The 13,237-nt window shown below is 49.1% G+C and carries 7 protein-coding genes; 5 read left to right on the top strand and 2 right to left on the bottom strand.

Going from position 1 to position 13,237, the window contains the following annotated elements; all coding sequences use genetic code 11:
* Positions 1-10: 10 nt before the first annotated feature.
* Together LL912_RS08595 and LL912_RS08590 are read right to left on the bottom strand one after the other, a co-directional pair.
* Positions 11-925: a carbohydrate kinase family protein gene (locus LL912_RS08595; RefSeq protein ID WP_235553172.1), complete on the bottom strand. Its 915-nt coding sequence runs from the start codon at positions 923-925 to the stop codon at positions 11-13.
* 123 nt (positions 926-1,048) lie between these two features.
* Positions 1,049-2,392 carry a sugar porter family MFS transporter gene (locus tag LL912_RS08590; protein WP_235553171.1) on the bottom strand — a complete coding sequence of 448 codons (1,344 nt, stop codon included), beginning with the start codon at positions 2,390-2,392 and terminating at the stop codon, positions 1,049-1,051.
* Between the two features lie 228 nt (positions 2,393-2,620).
* Here LL912_RS08590 and LL912_RS08585 point away from each other — a divergent pair, with 228 nt between their 5' ends.
* The 5 genes from LL912_RS08585 (at position 2,621) to LL912_RS08565 (ending at position 13,233) form a co-directional block, all read left to right on the top strand.
* A complete protein-coding gene (locus LL912_RS08585; RefSeq protein ID WP_235553170.1) occupies positions 2,621-5,401 on the top strand; it encodes a substrate-binding domain-containing protein in 2,781 nt (926 codons plus the stop codon).
* A gap of 320 nt (positions 5,402-5,721) precedes the next feature.
* Positions 5,722-6,294 (top strand): RNA polymerase sigma-70 factor, encoded by a 573-nt coding sequence (locus tag LL912_RS08580; protein ID WP_235553169.1) that lies wholly within the window; start codon positions 5,722-5,724, stop codon positions 6,292-6,294.
* 353 nt (positions 6,295-6,647) lie between these two features.
* A complete protein-coding gene (locus LL912_RS08575) occupies positions 6,648-7,763 on the top strand; it encodes a FecR family protein (protein WP_235553168.1) in 1,116 nt (371 codons plus the stop codon).
* Positions 7,764-7,995: 232 nt separating this feature from the next.
* Positions 7,996-11,427, top strand: coding sequence for a SusC/RagA family TonB-linked outer membrane protein (locus LL912_RS08570; protein WP_235553167.1), 3,432 nt, complete (start codon positions 7,996-7,998; stop codon positions 11,425-11,427).
* An 18-nt stretch (positions 11,428-11,445) separates the two neighbouring features.
* Positions 11,446-13,233, top strand: a complete 1,788-nt coding sequence (locus LL912_RS08565) for a RagB/SusD family nutrient uptake outer membrane protein (RefSeq protein ID WP_235553166.1) — start codon at positions 11,446-11,448, stop codon at positions 13,231-13,233.
* Positions 13,234-13,237: the final 4 nt, after the last annotated feature.

The following is a 13,237-nucleotide window of genomic DNA, read 5'->3' as shown; positions in this document are numbered from 1 at the left end:
TTTAAAACAATCAGATCTTTTCTTTGGAAGTTGTTATGGTGTTGAAGGCTGCGGTAATTTCACCCACATCATAGTCCGGGCAGCCGCCCTCTCGCGTAGCAATAAAAGCCCCCACGGAGCAGGCAAAGGTTAATGCCACATCGATGGAGGAACCTGCTATAAATTTTGAAAGAAAACCCGCGAGGAAGCTGTCGCCGCTGCCGATGGTATCTGCTACTTTTACGGTAAACCCATCATGGGCGTAAAACCGGTTATTGTAATTGACTATTGCGCCTTTGGCACCACGGGTCACAATCAGCGTTTCGATATGAAAGCGATCCTGCAGCAATTGCATCCTGTCTTCAATGCGGCTCAGACGGCTGTACCATCCGGTCACCAGGTTCAGTTCCTCTTCGTTCATCTTGAGCACCTGGGTTTTGTGAAGCTGGTACTCCAGCCGTTCTTTGTAGATAAACGGTGCCCTGAGGTTAATGTCCAGTACTTTCCTGCAGGGAATATCCATCAGCTGGAAAAGGGTATCCTGCGATACCTTGTTCCGCGTGGCCAGGCTCCCGAAGACAAAATACCGGGCGTTGGCAATGCGTGCAGCATGAAGAGGTTCCAGCTCGATAAAATCCCAGGCCACATTTTCAACGATCTGGTATTTCATGTCGCCCGCTTCATTGGGTGTGGCCAGCACCACGCTGGTCTTATAGTGCGCATCAGTTTGCACAAGGCTGGTATCGATCTGCCGGTTGTTGAGTATAGCGCGCAGCCGGCGACCGTGTTCATCATTTCCCAGGCGTGAGATCAGGGTGGTGGGGTGTCCCAGCTTTGACAGGTGATAGGCCACATTCATAGGCGCTCCGCCCGGCAATTCGCGGTCGGGCAGTACATCCCAGAGGAGCTCGCCAAAGCATACAATTCCATTGTTTTTGTTGGTCATCGCAATCGATATTGATAATTAAAGAAAGTAATTGCAGGGAATGGGCAATAGTGAGCAGGGAATGGGCAGTTGCCTGCCATTCATTCATAAGTGACCATTCTTGATGGATTATCTATTGGGAGGTCATTCTCCCGGATCCCGCCGGAGGGTTTGTTCCATCTCCTCAAGGGAAACGCCTTTTGTTTCCGGCATTTTAAACAGTACCCACAGCAGTTGCAGGATCATCATAAGCGTAAAGAAAAGGAAGATCTTCGCCGGGCCGATGGCAGGGCTATTGGCGAAAAAGGGGAATACGCTGGTAATGATGGCTGCCATTACCCAGTGCACAGAACTGCCCAGAGACTGGCCGTAGGAACGTACCTGGTTGGGAAAGATCTCGGAGATAAAGACCCAGATCACGGCTCCCTGGCCAATGGCATGGGCAGCGATAAACATAAAAACGAGCAGGGGTACAATCATCCCGCCGAGGTACTGGAAATAAAAGGCGGCAGCGATGGCGCCCAGCGAAACAATATATCCCAGCGAGCCAATGAGCATTAATTTTTTACGGCCCAGGCGATCGATCAGGTAAAGTCCCAGCATGGTAAATACGAGGTTTACCAATCCTACACCGGCGCTTTGTAAAAAAGCAGCACTTTTGCCCAGCCCGGCCAGTTCAAAGACCCGCGGGGCGAAATAAATAATGGCATTGATACCAGATAGCTGGTTGAACAAGGCTATCAGGGTGGCCATGATGATGGGTTTTATAAATCGTTTGGAAAAGAAAACAGCGAGGCTGGCTTTTTTGCGGTCTGCTTCCACCTCCTGCTGTATGGATCGGATCGCTGCTTCCACTCCTTCGGGATCCGATACCTCCAGGATCTTCCGGGCCCCGGCATAATCGTTTTGATGCACCATTAACCAACGGGGACTTTCGGGTACAAAATACAGCAGCACTACAAAAAGAGCTGCAGGGAGGGCCAGGATCCCCAGCATCCAGCGCCAGGCTTCGGCACCTAAACCACTCAGCAGATAATTGGATAAATAAGCCAGCAGGATCCCGAAAACGATGTTGAACTGGAAAGTGGCTACCAGTTTGCCGCGGTTTTTTGCCGGGGCGATTTCCGAGATAAACATGGGCGCTACTACTGAGGAGGCGCCCACCCCCAATCCTCCCAGGAAACGGAAGGCCATGAATGTAATCACATCCTGGGCGAGGGCAGAGCCTACCGAAGCGATAAAGAATGCGATTCCGATCCAGAGCAGCACTTTCTTTCGGCCATAACGTTCGGCCGGGATACCGCCGAATAAGGCGCCGATAATCGTACCATATAAAGCGGCAGCCAGCGCCTGGCCATGGAGTACATCGCTCAACCGCCATACCTGTTGTATTTGTTGTTCGGCGCCGGAAATAACCGCCACATCCATCCCGAATAAGAGGCCTCCGAGGGCAATGACGATACTCCAGAACAAAAGTTTACTTTTCATATACCAATCGTTGTTTTTAATCGTGCCGTGAAAATAGGAAGCTCCGGAGCCTGTTCTGTTTTGATTTCGTATCAATTCCTTTTAAAATTTTGAAATTAGAACATTGTGATTTTTCTATACTGATTATCAGTTTGTTGGATTTTTGCTTTGAGGAAATTGAAAACACTGCTTTTTATTCTTGTATCAATAAATTTTAATATTGTAGCAGGTTCCTGTTAAATTTGAATCATGATACTCCTACAAGCGATTGCATTGGGAAGGAAAACAGCTGTTTTTCTGATTCTGATCCTGTTTGCCGGCTGTGCGCGGCAGGCGAAGCAGCCATTTGTAATCGGCATTTCACAGCTGGGTGATGCGGATGCCTGGAGAAAGGAGATGAGAGCAGAAATGGACCGGGAACTGGTCTTTAACCCGGATCTCCGGATCGTTTACCGCCAGGCGGATTATAACAGCCAGACCCAGGTGCAACAGATCCGGGAGCTGGTGCGGAAGAAGATCGACCTGTTGATTGTTTCACCAAATGAAGCGGCGCCCCTTACACCCATTATCGACAGCGTATATAAAAGCGGCATCCCCGTGATCACGGTTGACCGGAATATCAACTCGGGCTCTTATACCAGTTTTATAGGGGCAGACAACACGGAGGTAGGCCGGCTGGCGGGCATGTATGCCGCCGATTTCCTGGAACAAAAGGGAAACATTCTCGAAATCACCGGATTGCAGTCGTCTACACCTGCACGGCAGCGGGAAAAAGGTTTTGCAGATGTCATGAAGGATTTTCCCCAGATAAAAGTACAGGTGATCCGGGGCGACTGGCTCGAGGGAAGTGTACAGAAGCAGTTGCCTGCTTTAACAGCGCAGCTTCGCCATACACAACTGATCTTTGCGCATAACGATGTAATGGCTAATACGGCGGCTGCGATCTGCCGGCAGCTGGGCTTTCCCGGTATCCGGGTCATTGGGGTAGATGCACAGCCGGGAACGGGATTGAAATTTGTAGAGCATAAGGCCCTCCTGGCTTCCGTACTTTACCCTACGGGGGGAGGAGAAGCGATCCGGGCGGCAGCCCGGATCCTGCATAAACAGGAAGTGCCCAAACGCGACTTTTTAAGAACGATCATCGTTGACAGCACGAACGTGGTAATGCTGCAACAACAATTTAATAAAGTGATCGATCAGCAAAAAGATATCGTACGGCAGGATCTGCTGCTAAAGCGCCAGGCAAAAACCTTCCGTACTCAAAAAAACCTGATCGGTGTCCTGCTGGGAACCCTCTTCCTGCTGTTGATGTTATCCGGCCTGCTGATCTATCTCAGGCGGAAAAATATCCGGGCCTATAAATTGCTGCGTGCGCAGAATCATGAGATCCGTTCCCAAAGCGAGCAGATCAATGCAATGGCGCAACAGGTACAGGAAGCCAGCGAACAGAAGCTGAACTTTTTTACCAATGTGTCGCATGAATTGAAAACGCCGCTGACACTCATCCTGGCACCCGCAGATGAAGCGCTCCGGAATACACGCACACCCGCTTACCTGCGGGGGCAGTTTGCGCTGATCCGAAAAAATGCGTCCCGCCTGTTGCTGCTTGTAAACCAACTGATGGATTTTCGGAAACTGGAACTGAACAAAATGACCCTCCGGGTACAGGAAACGGACCTGGTATTGTTTGTAAACGAATTGCTGGGGGCTTTTGGAGGGTTGGCCCAGCAGCGGAACATCGATTTTCGCCTGCTTACAAAGGAAACCTCTTTAAAGTGCTGGATCGATCCCGAAAAGATGGAGAAGGTATTGTTCAATCTGTTTTCGAATGCCTTCAAATTCACACCGGATTCCGGCCATGTATATGTAACCCTTGAAACCGATTTGCAAGGTAGCCGGGCACTTATAAAAGTAGCGGATTCCGGTGCCGGCCTGAGTGGGGAGGAACAGGCAAGACTGTTTGAATTTTTTTACCAGGGTAATGTACGCAGCCAGAACGGAAGTGGGGTGGGGCTGGCCCTGTCAAAAGAGCTGGTAGAGCTGCATAAAGGCTCCATATGGGTGGAAAGCGAGAAACACCGGGGCGCTGTATTTGTGGTTGCCTTGCCGCTGGGCGATGCGCTGCTTCGGGAGCCGGGCGTTCTGAGGGCTGACCCTTCCGGCTATCACAGCAATATGCCTGAATGGGTAGAACATTTTCATATCGAAAACAACGCACTTCCCCAGCCTTTGCCGGACGCACCGGAGCCGGCAATCCGGCAAGACCGGATGGGAAGTATCCTGGTAGTGGAAGATAACGACGATCTGCGCCGGTTCCTTTCGGAGCGGCTGCAGGGCGAATACCATGTTATAACTGCAAGAAACGGCAGTGAAGGCATTCGCACGACCTTTGAGGAATTTCCGGACCTCGTATTGTCTGATATTATGATGCCGGACACGGATGGCCTGCAACTGGCCAATGTATTGAAGTCGGATATCCGTACGGCACATATTCCTGTAGTACTGCTCACTGCAAAAACGACTGATGACAACCAGGTAGAGGGATTGCGTACCAACGCAGACGCCTACCTGGTGAAGCCCTTCCGCATGGATGTGCTGGAGCAAACCATTCGCGGGTTGCTGAAGAACCGGCAACATTTAAAAGAACACCTTACGGCTGCTATTCCCAAAGAGGTACAACAAACGGGGGGAAAAAATGAAAAACGTTTTCTGGCAGATTTGAATGCGGTCATCGAAAAAAACCTGGCTAATGAACAGTTTTCGATCCAGGATCTTTGCCGGGCCCTGGGACTTTCCAAGATCCAGTTGTACCGGAAAGCCAAACCCCTGCTGCAGGCGGGTATTCATGAGTACATCCTTAATCAGCGCATTCAGAAAGCACAGTACCTGATCCGCCAGGGAACACTTTCATTTGCTGAAATAGCTTACCAGACCGGGTTTTCGAGCCCTTCCTATTTTTCCACCTCCTTTAAGAAGATAACCGGGGTTACTCCCAAGGCTTATAAGGACCAGTTTGGTAGTACCAAATAAGCAGCCCGGAACGGTTGCTACATAAAACCAGAACCAGGGCGCCGGATAACGTGCAAACGGTTGCACACTAAAGTAGTACCAGATGTCAAAATTTTCTGCTAATATCGCTCACGGATCGAAAGACGTGGTTTGCTTGCTATTTTTTGGTTGGCGTGAAGTGACTGTTAAAAATGAGAAATGAATCATGCATTCAAACAGGTGTCAGTGCTTCCAAGTTAATATAAATATAATTTGATTTTAAGTGATAGCGTAACGGGATGTAATATTATTGCAATGTATTTCATACCGCCTCCCGGTTTCCACCCGGGTAAAATTTTATCATGATCGATTACAGGCAATATAATGATGAGGAATTGACTGGTTTGCTGAAGGAGCGCGACCGGATGGCGTTCAATACGATCTATTCCCGTTATGCTTCCCTGCTGTACCGTTATGCGTTCAACATCCTGAAAGATGAGGATGAATGTACGGATGCGGTACAGGATCTGTTTGTTTGGCTGTGGGTAAACCATGATAAACTAAACATCACCTGCCTAAAAGCATACCTGATGGCTGCCGTGAAGTATAAACTTACCCGTGTGATTTTATCCAGCAAAAGAAGAACCGCGATCCTTAACCAGGTCTTTGCAATGCAATCTGTAGCGGAAGAAGCCCGTATGGAAGAAGGCATTGAGATCAAGGAGCTGAAGGCAGCGATCCATGATTTTGTGAATACGCTGCCGCAGCGGGCGCGGGAGATCTACAAGTTAAGTCGCGAACAATACATGAGCAATAAAGAAATAGCCGCCCGGCTGGGTATTGCCGAAAAAACGGTTGAAAACCAGATGACCATTACGTTGAAAAAACTAAAACTGCATCTGGGTAAAATGTCGTTCTGGAGCGTTTTCCTCTAAACGCCCAGCTCATAAAGAGTGGTATTGTGCCGCTTGCAGATCAGGTTCCGTTTCTTTATATTGCCAGGGCCGGTGGGTATGCCCGGTACCTTTATTATTTTATAGCGGTAGCGTAAATCCTCCTGTACCGGGCTTTGTCTTTTTTTCTATTGGTTGATGTCCCGAAGCCGCACCCTTTATCAGCTGCGTTCTTCTTCCATCGGGTTTGTTGAAGAAGAGGCATCTCCGCCGGTTTATGAGGTCAAAAAAAAATAAACATTTCCTTGGGGGATGCGAACCCATGATGTCTCTTAATGATAGGAGGCCTAAGGTTTCCGTTAAATATGGTGAACCCGGAAGAACTTTTAAAAATTATGCAACGCATTGAGGAGGGCAAGGCCTCCGACAGCGATCTGCAATCATACAACGCCTGGTGCAATCAGCAGCAGGGCAGGGAGCCGGATGCCGCAGACCTTGATGCAAAGGAAAGGCAGATGTTCCGGGAAATCAGCCGGAGAATAGATGGCAAGGCGGCTCCTTTAAGAACCTGGATCCGGATTGCGGCAGCTGCAGTACTGCTGGCGGCTTGTTTGACGGGTGTCTTCAGGTGGGTAAACACTTCGTTTAAACAACGGACCGGTGTTGTTGCTGCCCCCGAAATAAAACCGGATATTGCCCCGGGAACCAATATGGCCACCCTTGTTCTTGCGGACGGCCGCCGGATCCTGCTTTCAGAAGGTGGTAACGGAAAACTGGCCGGGCAGAAAGGCGTCATTGTTACGAAGGTTACCGATAGTACGATTGTATATCAGCCGGATGCGTTTGCGCTGGCGGATCGTCCGGTTGCTGCAGGTGCAACGGCATACAATACGTTAATCACTGCCCGCGCGCAGCAATTCGGGATCACACTTCCCGACGGATCGAAGGTTTGGCTGAATGCAGCCACTTCCCTGAAATTTCCGGTAAACTTTACAGGCTTAAGGGAGCGGCGGGTAGAGCTGGAAGGTGAGGCCTATTTTGAAGTGGCAAAGGATGCCCGTAAACCCTTTATTGTACACTCGGGCCGGCAGGATGTTAAAGTATTGGGTACGCATTTCAATGTGAGCAGTTATGCTGATGAACCGGAAGCACGCACTACTTTGCTGGAGGGGTCCGTGAAAATAAACGGACGGCAAACATTGAAACCTGGCGAGCAGGCGTTGGTTAATGGCAGGGGGCTGGTGGCCGTCTCAAAAGTAAATACCGATGCTTCGGTTGCATGGAAGAACGGGTACTTTGAATTTAACGATGAAAATGTATATGAGATCATGACCAAGGTTGCACGTTGGTATGATGTACAGGTAATTTATGAGGGTAATATGCCATTGGATAAGATGAAAGGGGCTATGTCGCGCTTTCAGAATGTGTCCGGTGTATTGGGGATCATGGAGGCCACGGGATTGTTTTCGTTCCGTATCGACGGGAAGAAAATTTACGTTACCCGAACCTGAGTGGATCTGTTGCCCGAAAACAACATTTATTCATAATTATTAAACCAGGCGCATGGATACTTAACCAGCGGCGGAGCCGTCGTTTACAATTTTTCAATGCAAAAACAGCGTTACGGGCAATCGGTCCGGCGCGCATCATTCCTTCAATTAATCATGTTCTAAAATAAATCGTATGTGCTTTAATAACCAAACGGTAGGTTCCGGCACCCGGCCGGGAAACCGCATTTTATTTATGAGAAAGGTATTTTCCTGTCTGCTGCTGCTTTGCTTTTTGCAGGTAAGCGCCGGCGGTTATGCCCAGCGACTCAACCTTTCCGAGAAGAACGCGGCCTTTGAAAAAGTGATGGAAGATATCCGCACGCAAACAGGCTATAATTTCTTTTATGTAAAATCGCATTTGCGAAATACAAAACCTGTAACGGTCCGTGTATTCAATGTTTCGCTGAAAGAAGCCATGGACGCGGTTTGTAAGGATCAGCCGGTAACCTACGAGATCAAAGACCGGGTGGTGATCATAAAAAAGCGCGATGGGAACGACCTGGCCCGCCTCGCAAGCGGTGATCAACGGATTACCGGAAGGGTTACGGGAGCGGGCGGCAAGCCGCTGGCAGGTGTAAGCATCCGCATTAAAGGTACTACGGTAGGTGTGGTAACTGCGGAGGATGGCAGTTTCTCTATTGAAGCACCGGAAAACAGCATACTGGAGGTTTCCTATATCGGGTATATTACGCAGGAAATAAAAACAAATGCGGGAGACCTGGGCAATATCCAGCTGGTGCCGGGCGATAAAAACCTGGATGAGATCGTAGTGGTAGGCTTTGGTGTGCAGAAGAAAGTAAACCTGACCGGAGCCGTGGATATGATTACCTCCAAACAATTGGAAAGCCGGCCCATTTCAAACCTGGGCGCGGGTTTGCAGGGATTGATTCCCAACCTGAATATAACGATCTCCAATGGAAGGGCTACTACCAATCCTAACTTCAATATCCGGGGCTTTACCAGTATTAATGGCGGTGATCCGCTGATCATTGTGGATAATATTCCGTTTACCATGGCCGAAGTGGCACGGCTCAATCCCAATGATGTAGAGACCGTTTCTGTATTAAAAGATGCTGCAGCGGCCGCCATCTACGGAGCACGGGCTTCCTTTGGTGTGGTGTTGATTACCACAAAAAAAGCAAAAGGAAATGATCTGAATGTGGCATTAAACGCAATGGTCGGATACCGCACCCGCGGCAAATTGCCGGATCTTGTAACCGATCCATACCAGGTGATGGATGCCAAGAACGAAGCCGGTAAACCCTTATACAACCTGTACCCCGAATCGGTACGTGAGTATGCAAAAAAACGTTCGGAGGATCCTTCGCTGCCTGCAGTCATTCTGAACCCGACCAATACCAATAACTGGGCCTACTATGGTGCTACAGACTGGTTGGATGAAGCCTACAATAAAACAGCACCTACGTATAATGCCAACCTCAGCATTTCCAAACGGGCAGACAAACTGAGTTATTATTTCTCGGGCGATTATTACCGGCAGGACGGGTTGCTGAAATATGGAAATGACATATACAAGCGGTATAACGTAAGAGGGAAGGTTGATTTTGATGTAACCCGGTGGTTGAAGTTTTCCAATAATACTTTGCTGACAAGTACCGACTATGAAGCTCCCGTTTTTCTGGATGGCGATTTCTTTTGGAATGTAAACCGTACCAATTCGCTGGACGTGCCTAAGAACCCGGACGGCAGCTGGACAAGTGCCGGCGCCCAGGTATTGGGGGCCTTGCAACAAGGCGGCCGCCGCCGGGAAAAACTGAATGAGTACCTGACTACCTTTTCTGCAAAAGCAGCGTTGATAAAAGATGTATGGGATCTGAATGCCGATGCAACCTTCCGGCGCGGATCTACGCTCATCCGGTCGTATGATATTCCTGTACCTTATAAAACAGGTCCCAATAACCCGGTACAATACACGTTCTCCAATACCTGGGCCCGGGATCAGAATATAACCAGTTTGTACAATGTGTATAACGTGTACACCGATTTTCACAAAAATTTCGGAGCACATTACCTGCAGGCACTGGTTGGGTTTAACCAGGAATACTTTAATTCAAATGATTTCTGGACCCGCCGTAATAATCTTATCGCAAATACGTTACCGTCTCCCGGCGTAAGCACCGGGGATATCACCAATAGCGAAACCATCCGGGATTGGGCGGTTCAGGGGGTGTTTTCAAGACTGGGGTATAACTATAAAGGAAAGTACCTGTTGGAATTGAACAGCCGGTATGACGGATCTTCACGCTTCCCCCCGGGAAAAAGATGGGGATTTTTTCCGTCGGCATCTGCAGGCTGGTTGATATCTGAAGAAAGTTTTTTTGCGCCGGTAAAAAATGCCCTGGCATTGAATATGCTAAAGCTTCGGGGGTCATATGGCTCCCTGGGGAACCAGGCTTCGGTATCGGAGTATGGTTATATTCCTACGATGAGCAACGGGCAGGTAGGATATATACTGGGCGCAGGACGGCCGCAGGCCGTGTATGCACCCGGAGCGGTTTCTGATAATTTTAGCTGGGAGAGTATTGCTACCGTCAACATGGGGATTGATCTGGCCCTTCTTAACAACCGGCTGGCCGTCAATTTTGATAAATATACCCGCTATACCAATGATATGCTGATACAGGGTAAAACCCTGCCCGCTGTATTCGGAACCGCCGTTCCGAGAGAAAATGCGGGCGACCTGAAAACAAAGGGATGGGAACTGCGGCTGAACTGGAGAGATAACGGGCAACTGGCAGGTTCGCCGTTCTGGTACAACCTGGCCTTAACGCTGGCAGACAGCCGTGCCTGGATCACCCGTTTTGATAACCCCACAAAATACCTGGGCGGTTCCTTTAATAATAATACAGGAAGCCTCAGCTACTACGAAGGAATGGAGATCGGCGAGATCTGGGGACTGGATGTACTGGGTTATTTTAAAGATGCACAGGATGTAGCAAATTCACCCAACCAGCGGGCTGTTGGTGAAGACGACCAGGGCTATAATTTTTATCCCGGTGATCTGAAGTTTGCAGACCGGAACCATAATGGTTCCATCGACCTGGGTAATAAAACCCTGGAAAACCCCGGGGATATGCATATTATCGGCAACCGGAGTGCGCGTTATCCATACAGTATCGATCTTTCGGGAGGATGGAAAGGTGTTGACCTGCGTATTTTTCTGCAGGGCATCGGCAAACGCGACTGGTATCCCGGCAGCTCCAATATTTATTTCTGGGGCGTGTATGCGCAACCCTGGACCAATGTAACCACATTGAATCTGGACCATTGGACACCGGAGAACCCCAATGCCTATTTTCCGGCGATACGGGCCTATACGGCGGAAGATGCCATGTCGCCACTGGCCATTCCCAATAAGAAGTATATGCAGAACGGCGCCTATATGCGGGTAAAGAATGTAACCCTGGGATATACATTGCCGTCCGCTGTTTTAACGAGGCTGAAACTGGATAAAGTGCGGTTTTATATCAGTGCTGAAAATATTTTTGAAATCTCACATCTGAAGGTGAAACTGGATCCCGAATCGATTGGTGAGGGAAACAGAGCGCAGGCTGCTTATCCCTTCCAGCGAACCTATTCCTTTGGATTAAACCTGAATTTTTAATGCATTTAACTTTTTAAGATGAAACGTATTTCATATATACTATTAGCGGCCACCTTACTGGGCGTTTCCTGTAAAAAAGATTTTTTGCAGCGCAGTCCCCAAACCTCTGTTACCAAAGACATATTTTTTAATACACCGGCCGATCTGGAAACCTATACGAATGGATTATACGGGCAGCTAAGAGCAAACTGGAATGATCTCTATTCGGATAATATATCTGTAAACACAGGTGGCAGTGAGGTCGATAACCTGATCCGCGGGGGCCTTAGTCCTGCAACCGTTGGTGGCTGGAATAACTGGGGCAATCTGCGCAGCATCAACTATTTGCTGGACAACGTAGGGAAAACTACCGGAGATCAGGCCGCAATCAATCATTATATTGGCGTGGCGCGTTTTTTCCGGGCAAATTTTTACTACAATATGGTAAAGCGATATGGGGATGTGCCCTGGTACTCGCATGTGATGGGTACCAACGACGAATTGCTGTATAAAGCCAAAGATCCCCGTACGGTGGTAGTAGATTCAGTAATGGCCGACCTGGAATATGCAGTTGCCAATATAAAAAATACGTACCCGGCAAATGCCAGTCCCAGAAACACCTACCTGACCCAGTGGGCCGCATTAACCCTGCTTGCACGGGTGGCGCTGCATGAAGGTACTTACCGTAAATACCATACAGAGCTGAACCTGCAGGCATCTGCCCAAACATTTTTGCAGCGCGCGGTTTCGGCTTCACAGGCTATCATCGACAACGGAGGGTTTGATATCTCCGGAAGCAGTGCCGCTGATTACAGGGCCCTGTTCTCCAGCAATAACATTGCCGCAAATAAAGAAGTGATCTTTCTTCAGAAGAACAGCAAAGACCTGGGAGTTGCCAACAACACCCATGTGGTGTTAGACTGGCAGTGGGCTTTGAGCTCCAGCCTGGCCGATGAATTCCTGACGAAAGACGGAACCCCTTATACTTCCGTGGCCGGGTATGATAAAAAAACATTTACAGAAATGTTCAATAACCGCGATCCCCGCCTGGCGGAGACCATTATGCCGCCCGGGTTTACTACAGCTCCTGCTAACAGTGCATATATTACCCGGCCAAGTTTTGGCGGTTACCTGCAGGTGAAATTTTATCCGCGCGATCCGGCGTTAAGAGGTGGCTGGGAACTGAATTATACGGATCTGCCGATCTTCCGGTATGCCGAAGTATTATTGATCAACGCGGAAGCTAAAGCGGAGCTGGGTACCCTTACCCAGGGCGATATCAATGCAACGGTAAACAAGATCCGTAACCGCGTAGGCATGCCGGCGCTGAATATGGTGGCAGCCAATGCCGCACCGGATGCTTATCTTGGAGCTATGTATCCCCTGGTTACCGGTAGCAATAAAGGTGTGATCCTGGAAATACGACGGGAGCGCCGGGTAGAGCTGGCCTGCGAGGGCTTTCGCTTTGATGATCTTTACCGTTGGAAGGCCGGACCGCTCTTGGGACAAGCTTCCAGCGGTATGTATATACCGGCGCTGGGTGGCTACGATGTTACCGGCGACGGGGTGGAAGATATCGCTATCCTGCAGTCTAAAAATGATGAGGGGCCGATTGCCGGACTGCCCGAAAATGTAAAAGCGAAAATCGTGAAATATTATATTGCTGACGGCGAGTTTTATTTGTCAAATACAACCTCCGGACGGATCGTATTTGCCAAGGATAAAGTGCAGCCGCGTAATTTTGTAGACCCGAAGTATTATTATTTCCCGATCCCGGTTGAACAGACCGTATTGAATAAGAACCTGACACAGCCCAGCGGCTGGTAATCAC

Source organism: Niabella agricola (assembly GCF_021538615.1).
In the GTDB taxonomy this organism is placed as follows: Bacteria; Bacteroidota; Bacteroidia; order Chitinophagales; family Chitinophagaceae; genus Niabella; species Niabella agricola.
This window is presented reverse-complemented; position numbering and strand designations above follow the sequence as displayed.

Bases quoted from the DNA above. Each gene is read 5' to 3' on its own strand.
- LL912_RS08595 (WP_235553172.1), bottom strand. From the start codon at position 925: ATGACCAACAAAAACAATGGAATTGTATGCTTTGGCGAGCTCCTCTGG.
- LL912_RS08590 (WP_235553171.1), bottom strand. From the start codon at position 2,392: ATGAAAAGTAAACTTTTGTTCTGGAGTATCGTCATTGCCCTCGGAGGC.
- LL912_RS08585 (WP_235553170.1), top strand. From the start codon at position 2,621: ATGATACTCCTACAAGCGATTGCATTGGGAAGGAAAACAGCTGTTTTT.
- LL912_RS08580 (WP_235553169.1), top strand. From the start codon at position 5,722: ATGATCGATTACAGGCAATATAATGATGAGGAATTGACTGGTTTGCTG.
- LL912_RS08575 (WP_235553168.1), top strand. From the start codon at position 6,648: ATGCAACGCATTGAGGAGGGCAAGGCCTCCGACAGCGATCTGCAATCA.
- LL912_RS08570 (WP_235553167.1), top strand. From the start codon at position 7,996: ATGAGAAAGGTATTTTCCTGTCTGCTGCTGCTTTGCTTTTTGCAGGTA.
- LL912_RS08565 (WP_235553166.1), top strand. From the start codon at position 11,446: ATGAAACGTATTTCATATATACTATTAGCGGCCACCTTACTGGGCGTT.